Here is a 17,603-nt window from a genome sequence, read left to right on the forward strand (position 1 = left end):
AGAAAAGCCGCTACCATGTAGCGGCTTTTTTGTGCGTGAATATCTGGCTAGCCAACAGTAGTCTTAAAGCATACTGCGTAACGGTAATACTTCTCTTCCAGTAAGAAGGCTTTGTGCGTGCTCGGGCTCCACGAGTCATCTCCACCAACGCCCATATGCGCATGGTCAATGTAAACAAACACACAGTCTTGAGGTACTAAATCATAGGTATGCTTTGCTCTGTCCAGCTGTGCTTGCCCATATTCACTTACGCTGAAATGGAACCGCCCGCTGGCATTTAATTCGCCGATAGCTAGTTCTTTGCAGTTACTGCGCAAGCCATTATCCGTAGGGAAAATATAGCGCGTTTGCATTCCTTCTACAGACAAAGTGTAGTGGCCATAGCGTGCCGCTGCTTTTCTGTCTGGGTAATTCTCAAACGGTCCTAGCCCTTTCCAATTAACTTGCATGTGCTCTTGGGTCACAGGCACTGCCATTTGCATACCAATACGCGGCATCGGCGGTAAGCCATCATCCAATAACACCTCTACTTCTACTGAAAGCTCAGCTTGTGCATTTACGGTATAAATCCACTTGGTTGAAGCCATCAGCTTTTGATCATAGTAATATTCAAATAACGACGTTATTCGCACGTCTTGAGCGCCCTGCTCGACGTTTACGCCAGAGCAAGTGCGTAACCACTCACCTATGCCTGCACGACGCCAGCGGGACTCCCACGCATTAGGGTCTGGATTATCGACTTCACTTACCCCAATATCATTATCTAGCGGTGCTCTAAAGAAATTGTCCTCTAGCGGTGCGCTAAGTGCCTCCTCTGTACCTTGAAGCCAAGAGGTTAATAGCCCGCTTTCACTATTAAAGCTAAATACGTTGTTTTGGACATTTACCAGCAGCATCCCATCTTGGGCCTCAACAACGAGCTCACTTTTGTCGTCTTGTTCATTAAAAGAAAACGGGGCCATACCGCACATGTTTGTCAGTGCTAACTGTGCAGTGTCCATAACATGCCCTGCATTAGCCCATGGGCAATCATTCACAGTTACAACATCAATATTTAAATGATACTCGGCGCCTGATTTAAACGTGATTTCAGGAGATAGCGTTAGGGTCTGTGCTTGCTGCGGACCTATATTGATTTCGCACTCGCCCTTTGCATTTGCAATGGGTTTTCCATCTTCTAGTACTTGCCAACACAACAACTCATTATCTGTATGTCTAAATAGGTAATCGCTGTTTACTGTTAGTTCAAACGCACTGTCTTTCTCGGTCAGTGAAAAGCTTAAGTGCTGCTGACAATATTTAGCTTCAAACAAATGGGGGTGTGGTGTTCTGTCTGGGAACAGCAATCCGTTAATACAGAACTGCCTGTCGTTATCGGTATCACCAAAGTCTCCACCATAAGCCCAGTAAGCTTCACCACTATCGGTGTACTTAATTAACCCTTGGTCAACCCAGTCCCAGATAAAGCCGCCCTGAAGACGTGGATAGTCTTTAAATGCCTTCCAATATTCATCAAAACTTCCCAAACTGTTACCCATTGCGTGAGCATACTCACATAGAATAACAGGGCGGTTTTCACCTGGCATCGACAGCCACTTCTTGATAGCCCATTTAGGTACAGCATCGTCTTTTACATCCGTATCTACCCGTGCATACATAGGCGCGATAATGTCGGTAGCCGTAGTATCAGAGCCGCCACCTTCGTATTGCACAGGTCGTGATGGATCAAATGACTTTGCCCAGCCATACATGGCGTCATGGGTAGGACCATGACCACATTCGTTACCTAGCGACCAGATGATAATACAAGGGTGATTTTTGTCCCGCTCAACCATTTGGGTGAAGCGGGCCATGTAAGCGCCTGCCCAAAGCGGGTCGCGAGACAACCTACCCATGGGAAACATGCCGTGGGTTTCGATATTCGCTTCATCGACCACATAGAGCCCATATTCATCGCAAAGCTCATACCATCGAGGGTGATTGGGATAATGTGCAGTACGCACGGCATTAAAGTTGTTTTGTTTTAATAGCTTAATGTCTTCAAGCATGTCATCTTCATTGATGGCATGGCCTTTTTCCTGATGATGCTCATGTCGGTTTACCCCGCGAATAAGCACAGCTTTGCCATTAACCAATAGCTGGCCGTTTCTCATTTCAATATTTCGAAAGCCAACATTGTAGGCTTCACGGTCTACCGTTTCACCGCTCTCATCAATAAGGGAAACTACGATGCGATACAAATTAGGGGTTTCAGCAGTCCAGTGTTTGGGCTCTTTCACATCTAATGTTTGGAAAACCACATCATCCCAACCGCCCTTTTCATCAATACGCTTATTGTTGGTACCGGTAATAACTTGCTCGGTGACAGCGTTATCGCCATCAAAAAGCTGGATACCCACTTTAAAGGTAGATGGCGCATTGATGGCTGTACGAACTGAAACCGTAGCGTCGCGGTAACACGCATCAAGCTTTGGTGTAACGAACACATCTTGAAGGTGATGCTGAGGCTTGGTGACCAAATTAACGTCGCGAAAGATGCCGCTGAGCCACCACATATCCTGATCTTCTAAATAGCTGCCGTCAGACCATCTGATCACCATAACAGCCAAGCGGTTTTCACCCTCTACTAAGAGGCAGGATAAATCGAATTCAGCAGGCAAGCGACTGTCTTGAGAATAACCTACATACTCGCCGTTACACCAAAGGTGACAGGCGCTATTTACGCCTTCAAACACAATGTGGTTACGCTGCTTTAGTTCATCCTTGGTAACGTTGAACGTAGTACGATAGCAACCCGTTGGGTTATCGCTAGGCACTACAGGAGGATTTACTGCAAACGGATATTTAACGTTACAATAAATAGGTTTGTCGTAACCCTGTAGCTGCCAGTTGGACGGCACGACAATAGGCTGCCAGTTTTCAAATTCATCACTACTTAACGTTTGAGAAAGTAGGCTTTCAGGTACGCTTTCTGGGGCATCAAACAAACGAAAATCCCATTGACCATTTAAACTGCGCTTCTGCGCATTGGTACTGTGCAGTGCATCTTCTAGCGTTTTGTATCCGCAATGTGGACTGTGGGCACTGATGCGCTTTCTTTGAAACACAACTGGGTTTTGCCAGTCTTTTTGAGCGACTACTTGGGAAACATTAAGCATGTCATATCCTTTACTTTTTCGTTAAGCGAAATATAGCTAACTTTCTACAGATCCTTTATGCTCTAAACTTACATATATTTATCCAAAACTATCATTTTACATTTATGCAACCTAGCTTCAGAGACATTGTAGATATTGGCCCCAACTGCTTCGAACGCTTTATAGATAGTAGTAACGCGCCAGAAATTAGCAACCTAGGCATTGAACTAGCAGGATGCTCTAACTTATCAGGGAACTATATAGTGGGGCGAGTTTCTCCGCCTAACCATACCTTGTTCTACAGCATAAAGGGGCAAGGAAAGTTTCGCGTTCCATCAGGCGAACTGCAGCTAAATGAAGGGCAGCTTATTATTTTACCTGCTGGACAAAGCTTTGAAGTTTCCATTATCAGCGAGCAGTGGGACATAATTTGGGTAAATTTAGCTAATGTTGAGCGCTGGAAGTCATTTAGAAAAAGCGATGCCCTAGTTGTAGATAACGCCATGCTAGAAGGACTGCATCACGCCATGGAACTTGTGTACTTGGAACGCGACCTTGATAACCGTCGCGCTGCCATGCAGTTTGTTTCTCGTTACCTGTGCCGCATAGCAGATGCTCCATTAGGTAAAAAGCATGCCAGTGACGAAAAGGAGCGGCGCCAAATAAGCCGGGTACATGCGCTGTTTTCAGTGGTTGATAAACAGCTACAGTTTGACTGGGATATGAAAAGCTTAAGTGAAAAGGCCCATTACTCTGCCCCTCACCTTCATAGGTTGTGCTTACAAGTGTTTGGGCGAAGCCCAAAACAGCACGTTATTCATTTGCGGATGGCACGGGCCAAAAGCTTATTGTTAAGCACGCAGTGGCCCGTTTCCTACATTGCAAGCTATGTTGGCTACACAAATGTATTTACGTTCTCAAAACGCTTTAAGAAATCGACAGGTCTCTCTCCTTCAGCGTTTCGAGAAAACGCGAGCTAGCTGCCCGCTATCTTCATTTGGTCGATAAGCACAGAGCCAGTCTGTACACTGCCGCGCACATCTTTTTCAGCGCCAATTGCCACAATACCTTTGAACATATCTCTTAGGTTACCGGCAATGGTTACTTCGTGGACAGGATATTGGATGATACCATTTTCTACCCAGTAGCCCGCAGCGCCTCGCGAGTAATCACCGGTTACACCATTTACGCCCTGCCCCATAAGCTCGGTCACAAAAAGTCCTGTGCCCATTTCTTTTAGAAGCTCAGTATCGCTATGCCCTGTATCGCCTACTAGCCAATTATGAATACCACCAGCGTGGCCATTCGAGCGGGTATTAAGCTTACGCGAGGAGTACGTAGTGTAAAGGTATGTGGCTAATTTACCGCCATCGACTATTGTCATATCTGAACAGGCTACACCTTCGTTGTCGAAGCTAGAACTTGCCAAGCCGCCTTTAATAAACGGGCGCTCTTCAATATTAAGCCACTCAGGGAAAACTTGTTTGCCAAGGCTATCAAGTAAGAAACTAGAGCGACGATAAAGACTGCCACCGCTGATAGCACCGACATAGTGACCAAATAAGCTAGATGCAATATCACGGTGTAGAAGTACAGGCACGTTAGCCGTGTTGATTTTACGAGCACCTAAACGGTCTACAGTAGCTTTAGCGGCATCAATACCCACTGCACTTGCTGATTGCAGCAAAGAGGCTTTACGACTTACTGTGTAAGCGTAATCGCGCTGCATGTCGTCATCTTGTGCCCCAATCACCATACAGCTTAGTGAATAACGGCTGCTTGGATAACCGGCGTTAATTCCGTGCGTGTTGCCGTAAACGCGCATACCTAGATTTGCGTTATACGACGCGCCATCTGAATTTGTAATGCGCGAGTCGTAATCCATTGCCGCCGTTTCGGCTTCAATAGCAGTTTTAATGGCCTTTTCAGTATCTAACTCTTCAGGATGATACAGGTCTAAATCAGGGAATTCAGTGGCGATAAGGTCAGCATCGGCCAAACCTGTACAAGGATCTTCACTCGTATAGCGTGCAATATCGACGGCTTTTTCTACCGCTAAAGTTAGTGCTGCTTTACTTAGATCAGCAGTAGAAGCACTGCCTTTTCGCTTGCCTACGTATACACTGATACCTAAGCCACCGTCGTTGGTAAATTCAACGTTTTCAACTTCTTGCATACGTGAAGACACGGCGATGCCCTGCACTTTAGACATGCTGGCTTCGGCTTGTGTTGCGCCTTTTGAAACGGCTAATTTTAGTACATCATCTACGACATTTTGAATGTCGGCTAACTGCTGCTCAATTTGCATAGTAAGTTTCGCTGTCTTAATTCGACTGTGATAGTTACAATTTAGCTAAAGTGTAACACTAATGAGTTTGAAATGAGTGATCAGAAATACAATTCTCCTGAAGATCCTTACTTCGAAGATGCGCAAGCAGATGAGTTCGAAGAGGAAGAGTTTGTCAGTAAAACTGAGCTAAAGCGTCAAGCAAAAGAGCTTCACAAGCTAGGTGAAACCTTGGTTAACCTGACCGATGCTCACATAGCGACGATTCCAATGGATGAAGAGCTGGCCGATGCGGTTGCTATTGCCCGTAAAGTTAACAAGAAAAAAGATGGCTATCGACGCCAGCTTCAGTTTATTGGTAAAGCACTGCGTAATCGCGATACTGCCGATATAGAAGAAGCTCTTGCAAAACTTACCCACCAGCACCAAGCTGCCAACGCGGCTTTTCATGCGCTAGAGAAAGCCAGAGAAGCAGTAATTGAACAGGGCGACCCCGCCATTCAGAAGTTGATTGAAGCGCACCCAGAACTTGACCGCCAAAAGTTGCGTCAATTCCACCGCCAAATTAAGAAAGAGCGTGAAAAAAATGCGCCGCCCAAAGCGTTCAGAGAGTTATTTCAGTATTTGAAAGACGTTATTCATGAGGATTAACGGTCTGCAATTAAAGTAATCTCAACACCACAGTTTCGTTCACTAGCCAAAGGGGAATAGTGTGAAAATATTTTCCAACCCTAGCGCAACACTGAAAAGCAAGTACGGTCAGTATCAAATTGCTGTACTTGGTAACATTGTTGGCGTGTCGGCTGAAGGTATTGCCGATGACTCAGCCATTGAACGCTATGCGCGGGATATGATGGATGTAATTAACAGCTTTGGTGGGAATCACTGGGCATTTTTAGGTTTTTTGCATGGTTCAGCCCTTCTAACGAAAGCCGGCGAAAAAGAACTTCAACGTTCGGTTGAGTGGCGTGCGCAAAACGGAATGGCGCTTGGTGCGCTAGTTATTGGTGACACTACAGTACAACCCATTGTAAGAGCGCAATTTCAGAGAATTTACGACAATGCAGGCCTTGAGCTAGGTATTTTTACCAACGAGGAAGATGCTATTGAGTGGTTGAATAAAAAAGGATTTGAAAGTTAGCCGCGACTTATACCAGTTCGCATACAAAAAAGGTTGGTGCCTATACCCAACCTTTTTTAGTTCTATGAGTGACTGTGTGAGCTGAGCTACGCCGTACCGCCCACTGTTAGCTCGTCAATTTTAAGCGTAGGTTGGCCTACACCTACTGGTACGCTTTGACCGTCTTTACCGCATACACCCACGCCTTTATCTAGCGCAGTATCGTTACCAATCATTGAGATTTTTTGCATAACCTCTGGACCGTTACCAATTAAGGTTGCCCCTTTAACTGGTGCAGTAATTTTACCGTTTTCGATAAGATAAGCTTCAGCGCTAGAGAACACGAATTTACCAGACGTAATATCTACCTGACCGCCAGCGAAGTTCGGTGCGTAAATACCTTTGTCGATAGAGGCGATAATTTCCTGCGGATCGTGTTGACCTTCCAGCATGTAAGTATTGGTCATACGAGGCATAGGCAAGTGTGCGTAAGACTCACGACGGCCATTTCCGGTAGGCGCAACGCCCATAAGCTTAGCGTTGTGTTTGTCCTGCATATAGCCTTTCAAAATACCGTCTTCAATAAGCACGTTATGTGCTGTTGGCGTGCCTTCGTCATCCACTGACAACGAACCGCGACGATCGCTTAATGTACCGTCATCAACAACGGTTACACCTTTGGCGGCAACGCGCTCGCCAATGCGACCGCTGAAAGTTGATGCACCTTTACGGTTAAAGTCGCCTTCCAGACCGTGACCTACTGCTTCGTGAAGCAATACACCAGGCCAACCGTTTCCTAACACCACAGGCATAGCGCCTGCTGGTGAGGCCACTGCCTGCATATTAACCCGCGCCATGTGAAGTGCATCATCGGCTAGTTGCTCATAATAGGGTTTGCCATCTTCATCTTGCTTAAAGAATGAGTAAGCGTATCGCCCGCCAGCACCCGCTGAACCGCGCTCGCGTCTATCACCTTGTTCTAGCAATACTGAGCAGTTTAAGCGCACAAGCGGACGAATATCTGTGGCTAACGTACCGTCGCTACCAGCAACTAAAATTTCTTCATACACACCGCTTAAGCTCACCACTACCTGATTGGCAGACGGTTCTTGTTTGCGGATGTAGGCATCTACTGCTTTTAAAAGCGAAATTTTCTCAGCGTCTTGCATCGCAAGAATAGGGTTATTTTCGGCATAGCGTGCTTCGACAGGCTTGTGACCTAAGCCAGCAACTTGTTGGGTTCCTCCGCTTGGCGCGATACCGCGGGCCGCCTTGCACGCTTTAGTTAACGCTTCTTCACTTATCTCGTCAGAATAAGCAAAGCCCGTTTTTTCACCGCTAATAGCACGCACGCCTACGCCGCGCTCAATGTTATAGCTGCCTTCTTTAATAATACCGTCTTCCAACACCCAGCTTTCGTGCTGGCTCGACTGAAAATATAAATCGGCATAGTCGGTATCGTGACGATGAATAGTCGCTAAAGCACGCTCTAGCTTAGTGATATCTAGCCCTGAGTCAGATAATAAATGACGCTCAACAGATTTAGACAAAGTGACTCCTGAATCGGTTATGTTCGGCAACCGGCATATTCTGTTTAATAGTTTCTCTTGTTGCAATATCTACGTTTGCCGATACCAGCCCCGTTTCAGAGACTTGTTCGGCAAGGGTTTCTCCCCAAGGCGACAGTACAAGACTGTGACCGTAAGTTTCGCGGCCATTTGCATGCACACCACTTTGATTTGCAGCTACCACAAAGCACTGCTTTTCAATGGCTCTGGCTTGCAACAACGCATGCCAATGCGCTTCTCCGGTGCGTTGGGTAAAGGCCGCTGGCAACACCAAAATATCGATATCGCCCATTGCAGTAAATAACCCTGGAAAGCGTACATCATAGCACACCGCAAGACCAATGTTGCCTATTGGCGTTTCAACAGTAACCACCTTGCTGCCCGCTTCGGTTGTCGCCGATTCACGATAACTGCCCGTGTTGTCGTTAACCGATACATCGAACATGTGAATTTTGCGGTAGTCTGCTAGCACATCGCCATTGGGGCCAAACAGCATGCAGGCTGCGGAAAACTTCTCTGGGCTATTGGTTTTCACTGGAAACGTACCCGAGACCAGATAGCACTGGTATTGTGCAGCAAGCGCTGACAAACGGCGCTGAATCTCACCTTCGCCCTTTGTTTCTGCCACGGTAAGTTGCCCTTTGTCTTGACCGCCGAAATAAGCAAAACACTCTGGAAGCACAACTAAACTGTCTTTCTCAATCTTTGCCGATGCCATTTCGTTTGCAACGGTGTCGAGATTCTCTTCCACATTTGGCGTAGAAGTCATTTGTAGTGCTACTAAATCAACCATCGATCACCTCCATTTTCAGCCTGCGTACGTCATCTTCCGTTAATGGCCTGTCTTGGGGATTGGCCGGTACGGGCGCATTTTGAGCAGGTAAGCTAATGTCTTTACTATTGCGCTCAACTTCGTCGAACTTAGGTTCTTTTATGGTACCTGTAACGCGATAGTTCACATTTGAAATAACTTTCGCAGAGGTCAACACTTGGTCTATGGCAAGGGCAGCTAATGCGGTAGGCGGCGTTGCTAAGAAATACACAAGAAACGGGAGGTTCCCTGTTACATTGGGCGCGAACGATACGTTGTAATTTAATCCACCGGTATTGAGGTCGGTGAAACCCGTGATCTCTATTTCACCAGCGCCGCCGTCAATTTCAGTATCGTCGGTATACGCTTTGCCATCAACAATACTTAACGTACCGCCCATATCGTCGTAGAAAAAACCCTTAGCAAAAACGTCTCGAAAGTCGAGGCTGAGCTTCCGCACTAACGAGTTCAAGCTAAACAGGGTAAAGATACGTGACCCCTTATCACTCAACTCAGTTAGATACCCATCTGACAGCGACCACTCTACGTTGCCGTTAAGCTGTTCAAACCCAAAGTCCATTGGCGCATTGGGCCAGTTAATGTCGAACTGCACGTTTGCACTGGAATCTTTAATGCCTGATTCAACGCCATACTCTTTTAGCATTTGCCCAACATCTGGAGACGTTAAGGTACCGTTTAACGCGCTTTTCACCTCGCTACTTACATGCTTCCAGTAGCCCGTTGCGGTAATGTTGGTTTCATCAGATTTTACCAAAAGCTGTCGTATTGCTAGGCCATTATCTTCTTTTGCCACGTCTAACGTTACTTCACCTAAATCAATGCCATGTACGCCGCATGACTGGCAATAAAAATAAATGGGCGGCAGCGTGTTGGGGTCGATATTATAAGGTGACTCATCTTCTTCGCTTGAAGCGGCGCTAGTTGCAGCTAATGCGGCATTACTATGACTATCTGCTGTTGCAGATGCCTCAGGTTCAATAGGTTTATCTAACGACAAGTAGTCGGCGTTTACTTCGATGCCTTGTTCATTTAAATCACTGTTAATGCGAATAGTTGCCCTAGCCTGAGGTGAAGCTAGGTCCAAAATCCAATCCTTGTTGCGCTCAACTGCATTTAGTTCGGCCTTATTAATGCTGTGACCAGCAAAATTAAGCATGTCGGCTTTAGCAAATATACGAGAGGGCGTGCCGAACAAATTCGTGCGCTTATCTTCAGTCACTTCAGATTGGCTAGCGGGCTGTTCATCGGTTTGCGTATAAGTATCGCCGGTGTTTTCCCCTTTGCCAGAGAGCAACATGTCGATAGTGGTAAACCACTCTTGTACATCGGCGTGAGCTAGATTTGCACTGATACTAAAGCCTGTCCCAATATTGGCTATATCGCTTTCACCTAGGGCCAAATGCGCCCGCGAAAACTGCATTTCTTTGTGGGGTAGCACACCGTCAAAACGGATTTTATTGCCAAGCGTGGCTTTAACGTTCGATGCTTTGCCATCGCCAGTACTGATTATCTGTAGAGGTAAGCTTGTACCGGCTGCAGTATCAAAAGGAGCAGGTAATATACTTTGTGTTGCCGTTAAATCTGCCGAGAGATTTGCGGAATATTCAAATCCGGTTTTAGAAAGAGTTAAGTCTACCTTAGTATTCCAATCACTTTCACCATCTATGTACGTAGTGAGATCCGTGTTTACATAGTTAGCCAGCGGGTGTACGTGCCAACGCCCACCTAATTCTACATGGAGATCGTACGTGTCGCTTTGCCTACCAGACAGCGACAAATTCACCGGCTGTTTCAAAAACAGTGCAGTGAGTTCACTTGCGTCTATATTTCCATTAGTAAACGACACCTCCCCCGACGCATTATCAAAAAGCATTTTAGTTGTCGCAATATAAACAGAGTTGTTGGATAAATGCGCAGTACCCGATGCCGTTACATCTTTGCCCTTAAAAGGAATATCCAACTTAAGGTTAGTGGTTAGCGGCCCACTAATTTGCACTTCATCATTTAACACTTTGCCCAAAGAGTTTTTGAGTGATGAGCCCATCATTAGTGCCGTAAGCGCCTCGCCAGAGCCTGAACCGGTGGCGTAGATGTTCAAGCGAGCATCAGCCTTAAAGCTAGGTATACTGGCCGACATATCAGTTATTTTTACATCAGCAAGTGTTGCGCTTGGGCTCTCCATCACTAGGGCATTGTTCACAAAATACAAAGACAAATCTAAGTTATTGAGCGCAGGCCAGTCAGGTGCAAAAAGAAAATCCCCTCGCTTGATATCGACATAAGCTTGGAAAATACCGGTATTGTCTTCAAAGGGGAAGTCACTCGTACGGCCATGCCACAAAACACGCGCGTTTGTAATTTCACCTTCGCCGGTAAACGCACGAGTCAGATATTTGTCGGTATTAGCCCCCATTAAAGAAGGGGGAAATAAACTGCTCACCTCATTTAGCGCCAGTGGGTTTACATCCACATAAAGTGACATAAAGCCTGTCGACGTATTCAGCTTAAACTGCGGTTGCAAATTAACAGCATCACTATCTAGTAGCATGTCGCTGCCTTTTACTATCCACTGCTTTGCTGCTTGGTCTACTTGCTCTGGATAAATATAAAAACGGGATTTGAACTGATTTATATGGACGTCTTTTTTGATAACACCATCAGCGCTGAGCACGCTGTTTTCACTTTCTAAGTAAACGGCGCCATTATTTTTATACCAAAAGAGGTCTGCGTTGAGGGAAGAAAGGCCTGGCACCTTATCCGTTTTATCCCACTGTAGATCGAGTACTTTAGCGGCTAAAGAAGGCTGACCGTTATGCAGCTGTATTTGCAACGTAGCTAATTCCCCCTTTGGATTTAGCCCGCGTATTTCCTCTTCACTAGTGTCGTCCATGAAAAGTGGGAGTAGCAGCAAAAAAGGATTAATTTGCACGGGTTTCACGGTGTTTATCAACGCATCACCGTTTGCGCCTACGCTCCCGATAAGATCAGTGGTAAGAGTCTCATTACTTGAGTTAAGCACAAGCTGGTCTACCCTAACATTCCACCCGCTCTGATTGCTTTCAGTGTTGGGCAACGCCTGAAGACTACCGCCGCTGATGCCGGTTACCGTTTTCGCACGGCCACTTCCCCACTCTAGAAGGCTTTCACTTAGTTCGGCTTGTATACTCGTGATTTCACTTTGAGAAAAGTTCGTCCATACCTCGAAGTTTGCACGGCTTTGAGCTAATGGACGCTTAGTTTTTATCAGGTCGCTCACCCAAGGAGAAATATCAAGCTCTTCGGCTTTGGCGTAGAACACGCCCTCAAACTCTTCTCGCGTGCCCGTTATATCGATAATGAAAGACGCGGAGTTAGCGGCTAAGTCTACCACTTTCAGTTGTCCTAAACCTTGGTGCCTCTCTTCATAGTTGTTCCAGGATAAGCTCTCTATATCGAAGGAATTGGTTTCGTTAAGGTGGGTCACGGAAACCACTCCGTCTTCTAGTGAAAAGCTTTGCAGTTGTTCTAGAAAAAGTCGCTCAAGGGCCTTCACCACAGGAAAGTTATTCTTACCGTCACCGGAAAGGCGTTCGGCATCAATATCGAGTTCTAAGCCCCGCAGTTCAAAACGATTGGATGAAATAAGCTGGTGACGTAGCGATTCCCAAAAATCTAGCTCAACGTAGATTTGTCTGATATCCAGCGCAACAGGAGAAGCATCGTTTTTAGCCAGCGACACAGAATTGAGCACAACGCTAGGACCACTGCGCTGCCAAACAGCATGCACACTTTCAATAGATAGGTTTACGCCATACTGCTCATTAATATAATTTTCCAACAGGTGTTTGTTGTGCTCAATATGCGGAAGAGCATAGCGTGCAGCGCTTAAAACAAGCGCGAAAAGTACAAGCAACACGGCGAGTAGCAGCCAAAACTTCTTAAGTAGATAAGCGGCTACCGACGAAAAATTTGTCACATTTTGCCTTTGTATACGTTAATGCATTACATCATGACGACGTCGTACTTATCCTGATTGTACAGTGTTTCGGTTTGAACCTTGATTTGTTTAGAAACAAATACTTCTAGTTCTGCCAGCATATGAGACTCTTCACCCATTAAGGCTTCTGCCACTTTTGGTGAGGCATAAACCACAAACTTGTCTGCGTCATAGGCGCGATTCACCCTTACAATTTCACGCATAATTTCAAAGCAAATGGTTTCTATAGTTTTTACTGTGCCTCGGCCTTTGCACACCGGGCACTCACCGCACAGAATATGCTCAATGCTTTCACGGGTGCGCTTACGGGTCATTTCAATAAGCCCTAACGCGGTAAAACCGTGAATGTTTATTTTGGCTCTGTCCTTGTTCGTCGCCACCTCTAATGAATGTAAGACACGTCGTTTGTGGTCTGGTTCCATCATATCGATGAAGTCGATAAGGATCATACCGCCTAAGTTACGCAATCTTAGTTGACGCGCAATCGCCTGCGTCGCCTCAATATTGGTATTAAAAATTGTTTCTTCTAAATTACGGTGACCAACAAAGGCACCAGTATTGATATCGATAGTGGTCATGGCTTCGGTTTGATCGATGATCAGATAACCGCCCGATTTTAAGTCCACGCGACGCTCTAGCGCACGCTGCGCCTCGTTTTCCACATCATACAAATCAAAAATAGGTCTATCACCTGGGTAATATTCGAGCTTGCCGTTCATTTCAGGCACGTACTCTTTGGTAAACTGGTGTAGTTCGTTGAATGATAGTTTTGAGTCGATACGAATTCTATCTAACTCTGTGCCTACAAAGTCTCGCAGAACCCGTCTTGCAAGCGGTAAATCTTCATAAAGCACGTTCGACTTGCGCTTTTTCATGCGCGACTGAATTTTATCCCACAGTCTTCGCAAAAACGCGGCGTCTGACTGCAACTCATTTTTACCCACGCCCTCTGCGGCAGTACGAAGAATAAAGCCGCCATTCTCATCGCAAAATTCTTGTACAAGGGATTTTAAACGATCTCTTTCTGACTCTTCTTCAATACGCTGCGATACACCCACGTGGGTTACCGAGGGCATAAATACCAGATATCGGCTGGGAATAGTGATATCTGTGGTAAGGCGAGCACCTTTAGTACCGATGGGATCTTTTACCACCTGAACCACAATATCTTGACCGTCTCGTACCAGCTCACGAATGTCTTGCTTCTGAATATGGCTTGCCGAGACTTCTTCAGCAATCTCATTGTGGATGACAATGTCAGAGGCATGTAAAAACGCCGCTTTTTCTAACCCAATATCGACAAAAGCAGCCTGCATACCCGGCAATACACGACTCACTTTTCCGCGATAAATATTGCCAACTAAACCCCGTTTAGTATGACGCTCTACGTGAATTTCTTGCAGTATTCCGTTTTCAATAAGCGCCACCCGTGACTCTGACGGGGTAACGTTAATAAGCAGTTCAGCACTCACGACACAACTCCAAATGCATTAAGTAACTGGCGGGTTTCGTATAACGGCAACCCTATTACGGCACTTGCACTACCGTTGATAGAGACCACAAACTCGCCACCAATACCCTGAATAGCGTAACTCCCTGCTTTGTCAGCAGGTTCTCCTGTTTCCCAGTATGCGTCAATTTGCTCATCCGTCAATGCTGCAAAAGTTACAGATGTGGTAATGACACGAGTTTGCTGCTGGGCGTCATTGAGTGCGCATATAGCGGTAAGTACCTCATGGGTTTTGCCAGAAAGCATCGAAAGAATGCGCTTTGAATCGGCTTTATCTTCGGGCTTACCCACACTTCGCCCGTTAAACGATATCAGGGTGTCGCTGGCCAAAATAACCTTGTCTTCCGTTATTGCTTGCTGAGATGACAGTTGCGCCCTAACTGCTTGGGCTTTTTCAGTCGCAAGCCTTGCAACAAGCTCCATCGGTGACTCATTATCACGGGGCGACTCGTCAATATCGGCAGGTTGTATTGTATGGGCTATGTTCATTTGCTTGAGCAAAGCTGTGCGTCGTGGTGAGGCCGACGCTAACACTACCGATTTTGTCATTGGCTTACCTTTGGTTTAATCGTGAAGGTGTCTATATTAAGAAATTGATAATTGTCTGCGCGTGCGCCTAAGTAGCCAAAATACCCACGGCCAAATCACCATGGACGTTAAGACTGGCCACAAGTAATCAACTTGAAAATAGATATCCGTTAACAGGTGCTGAACCCAAAACGTCAACAAATGATATAGTGAAGCAAGTAGACCGATGATAATCGCCTGCTGCCACACAGAATAATTCCTGAGCCTTTGGTAATTGGCGGCCAGTACATAGACACAAATACTTAAACCGAAGCTGTGAATGCCCAGCGTTGTGCCCACCAGCACATCCATAGCAACACCAGTTAAAAACGCCACACCTACATTTACTCTGTGGGGCAAGGCCATACTCCAGTATGCAAGCACAACTAGCACCCAGTCAGGCCGATACACATCTACTTGAGTGGGCAGAGGAACTATTTGCAGTACCAGAGCCACTAGCAGACTTAACCAAATAACGAGGTTACGTTTACGCATCTGAAGACTCTTCCTCGCTGGTAGCAGGTGTATTTATCTTTTCAACCTTATCTGACTTAGACTTTTGTGATGAATCATCCGTACGCCATAAAAGCAAAAGATGACGAAGCCTATCTAAATTTGCCAGCGGTGTAACAATAACCCGAGCGAAAGGACGACTTTCATCTCTCACTACCTGTTTAACTGTTGCTACGGGGTAACCTTCTGGAAACACCTTTCCAAGCCCCGATGAAATAAGCGTATCACCTTCCTGAATGTCTACGCTGTGCGGTACATGCTCGAGATATAATTCTTTAAGCGAGCCGCTGCCAGTGGCGATAAAGCGGATATTATTTCGAAGGGAGCGCACAGGAATGGCGTGTGTAACGTCAGCGATCAGCAATACCCGGCTGTTAGTTGACCCCACTTCCATCACTTGACCCACAATCCCCTTGTCATCGAGGACTGGCTGAGAAGGATACACGCCATCTATAGCCCCTTTATTGATGACCACCTGCTGACTATAGGGGTTTTTATCTACCGCCATCAGCTCGGCAACCATTTTTTTCGAAGATAGACGCACGGGCGATTGCAGTAATTCTCGAAGTTGCGCATTTTCTTTTGCGATAACATCGTACTGCTGCAGCTTTTCACTCATCAGCAGCAGTTGGTTATTAAGCTTTTGATTTTCTGCCAACAACTGTTCTTTAGAAGTAAGCCGCTGGGCACTTTCGCTAAGCATTAACCCCGGAAGGTTAGCAATATACTGTAGCGGGCTCATTAGAGAGTTGAGGTATACTCGCGTTGATTTAAAGCCATCCATTTTATGATCAACAAATATCAGTGTTACTGACAGAACAAGCGCCAGCGTAAGCCTGATATTTAGAGAAGGGCCGCGAGTAAAAATAGTATCCATGATACAAATAAGGCAACCTTATGGTTGCCTTTCCTGTTTATTCGTAGCTAAACAGGTCGCCACCGTGAAGGTCAATCATATCGAAAGCCTTACCACCGCCGCGTGCTACACAGGTCAACGGATCATCAGCGATAACCACTGGGATACCCGTTTCTTCCATTAATAGCCTATCTAGATCTTTGAGAAGTGCACCACCACCGGTAAGTACCATACCGCGCTCAGAAATATCAGAAGCAAGCTCTGGTGGAGACTGTTCTAGCGCTACCATAACGGCAGAAACAATACCTGTTAGCGGTTCTTGAAGCGCTTCAAGAATTTCATTTGAGTTAAGTGTGAACCCGCGAGGTACGCCTTCTGCTAAGTTGCGACCGCGAACTTCAATCTCACGAACCTCCTCACCTGGATACGCCGCGCCAATTTCGTGCTTAATGCGCTCAGCAGTGGCTTCACCGATTAAAGAACCGAAATTACGACGAATATAGTTAATGATAGCTTCATCGAACTTATCACCACCAATACGAACAGAAGATGAATAGACAACGCCATTTAGTGAGATGATGGCAACCTCGGTAGTACCACCACCAATATCAACTACCATAGAACCTTGCGCTTCTGATACAGGCAAGCCTGCACCGATTGCCGCAGCCATTGGCTCGTCAATAAGGTAAACTTCTCGCGCGCCCGCCCCCAAAGCAGATTCTTTAATCGCTCGGCGTTCTACTTGTGTTGAACCACAAGGTACACATACCAATACACGAGGGCTAGGACGCAAGAAGTTATTGTCGTGAACTTGTTTAATAAAGTGCTGAAGCATTTTTTCAGTCACGTAAAAGTCGGCGATAACACCATCTTTCATCGGACGAATTGCACGTATATTACCCGGCGTACGACCAAGCATTCGCTTAGCTTCTGCACCTACTGCTGCAACACTTTTTGGTCCTGCCGCGCGCTCTTGACGAATAGCTACTACTGAAGGCTCGTTTAGAACGATACCTTGGTCTTTTACATAAATCAGCGTGTTAGCTGTTCCGAGGTCGATGGACAGATCGTTAGAGAACATGCCTCGAAGCTTTTTAAACATGAAGTGTGTATTCCTGTTCCTGTGTTAACGCGTATTTGCAAAGGTGAGATGGCGACGCTTTAACGTGAAGTCGATATTTATTCGCACACTTTAACAATGGGGGCAATTTTGGGCAAGTAATGGTGTCACTTAGCG

The 17,603-nt window shown here is 46.1% G+C and carries 13 protein-coding genes; 3 read left to right on the forward strand and 10 right to left on the reverse strand.

What is annotated here, in order from left to right:
- Positions 1 to 47 precede the first annotated feature (47 nt).
- A complete protein-coding gene (locus ACXAER_RS08710) occupies positions 48 to 3,158 on the reverse strand; it encodes a beta-galactosidase (protein ID WP_474828394.1) in 3,111 nt (1,036 codons plus the stop codon).
- 104 nt (positions 3,159 to 3,262) lie between these two features.
- Between ACXAER_RS08710 and ACXAER_RS08715 the strand changes: the two genes are divergently transcribed.
- Positions 3,263 to 4,117, forward strand: coding sequence for an AraC family transcriptional regulator (locus ACXAER_RS08715; RefSeq protein ID WP_474828396.1), 855 nt, complete (start codon positions 3,263 to 3,265; stop codon positions 4,115 to 4,117).
- Here ACXAER_RS08715 and pmbA read toward each other — a convergent pair.
- A complete protein-coding gene (gene pmbA, locus ACXAER_RS08720; RefSeq protein WP_474828398.1) occupies positions 4,114 to 5,445 on the reverse strand; it encodes a metalloprotease PmbA in 1,332 nt (443 codons plus the stop codon). The genes ACXAER_RS08715 and pmbA overlap by 4 nt on opposite strands.
- Positions 5,446 to 5,517: 72 nt before the next feature.
- Between pmbA and yjgA the strand changes: the two genes are divergently transcribed.
- Both yjgA and ACXAER_RS08730 read left to right on the forward strand, forming a co-directional pair.
- Positions 5,518 to 6,075 (forward strand): ribosome biogenesis factor YjgA, encoded by a 558-nt coding sequence (yjgA, locus tag ACXAER_RS08725; protein WP_269917653.1) that lies wholly within the window; start codon positions 5,518 to 5,520, stop codon positions 6,073 to 6,075.
- Positions 6,076 to 6,136: 61 nt separating this feature from the next.
- The gene (locus ACXAER_RS08730; protein ID WP_474828401.1) at positions 6,137 to 6,565 is read left to right on the forward strand and encodes a hypothetical protein; all 429 of its coding nucleotides are present in this window, start codon (positions 6,137 to 6,139) and stop codon (positions 6,563 to 6,565) included.
- Between the two features lie 86 nt (positions 6,566 to 6,651).
- Here ACXAER_RS08730 and tldD read toward each other — a convergent pair whose 3' ends face one another.
- Genes tldD through ACXAER_RS08770 form a run of 8 tightly spaced genes read right to left on the reverse strand, consistent with a single transcriptional unit; the run spans position 6,652 to position 17,468 of the window.
- Positions 6,652 to 8,094: a metalloprotease TldD gene (tldD, locus tag ACXAER_RS08735; RefSeq protein WP_474828403.1), complete on the reverse strand. Its 1,443-nt coding sequence runs from the start codon at positions 8,092 to 8,094 to the stop codon at positions 6,652 to 6,654.
- The gene (locus ACXAER_RS08740) at positions 8,087 to 8,905 is read right to left on the reverse strand and encodes a carbon-nitrogen hydrolase family protein (RefSeq protein ID WP_474828405.1); all 819 of its coding nucleotides are present in this window, start codon (positions 8,903 to 8,905) and stop codon (positions 8,087 to 8,089) included. The genes tldD and ACXAER_RS08740 overlap by 8 nt, the downstream gene beginning before the upstream one ends.
- Positions 8,898 to 12,899: a YhdP family protein gene (locus ACXAER_RS08745; protein WP_474828407.1), complete on the reverse strand. Its 4,002-nt coding sequence runs from the start codon at positions 12,897 to 12,899 to the stop codon at positions 8,898 to 8,900. The genes ACXAER_RS08740 and ACXAER_RS08745 overlap by 8 nt, the downstream gene beginning before the upstream one ends.
- A gap of 26 nt (positions 12,900 to 12,925) precedes the next feature.
- Complete coding sequence (rng, locus tag ACXAER_RS08750; RefSeq protein ID WP_474828409.1) at positions 12,926 to 14,392, reverse strand: ribonuclease G; 1,467 nt, start codon at positions 14,390 to 14,392, stop codon at positions 12,926 to 12,928.
- On the reverse strand, positions 14,389 to 14,979 hold the full coding sequence (locus ACXAER_RS08755; RefSeq protein ID WP_474828411.1) for a Maf family protein: 591 nt from the start codon (positions 14,977 to 14,979) through the stop codon (positions 14,389 to 14,391). The genes rng and ACXAER_RS08755 overlap by 4 nt, the downstream gene beginning before the upstream one ends.
- A 36-nt stretch (positions 14,980 to 15,015) precedes the next feature.
- The gene (mreD, locus tag ACXAER_RS08760; protein WP_474828413.1) at positions 15,016 to 15,492 is read right to left on the reverse strand and encodes a rod shape-determining protein MreD; all 477 of its coding nucleotides are present in this window, start codon (positions 15,490 to 15,492) and stop codon (positions 15,016 to 15,018) included.
- Positions 15,485 to 16,387, reverse strand: a complete 903-nt coding sequence (gene mreC, locus ACXAER_RS08765; protein WP_474828415.1) for a rod shape-determining protein MreC — start codon at positions 16,385 to 16,387, stop codon at positions 15,485 to 15,487. Before mreC ends, mreD begins: the two co-directional genes overlap by 8 nt.
- A 37-nt stretch (positions 16,388 to 16,424) precedes the next feature.
- Positions 16,425 to 17,468, reverse strand: coding sequence for a rod shape-determining protein (locus ACXAER_RS08770; protein ID WP_118490596.1), 1,044 nt, complete (start codon positions 17,466 to 17,468; stop codon positions 16,425 to 16,427).
- Positions 17,469 to 17,603 lie beyond the last annotated feature (135 nt).

It is taken from the genome of Alteromonas sp. AWJ4_199 (assembly GCF_056159165.1).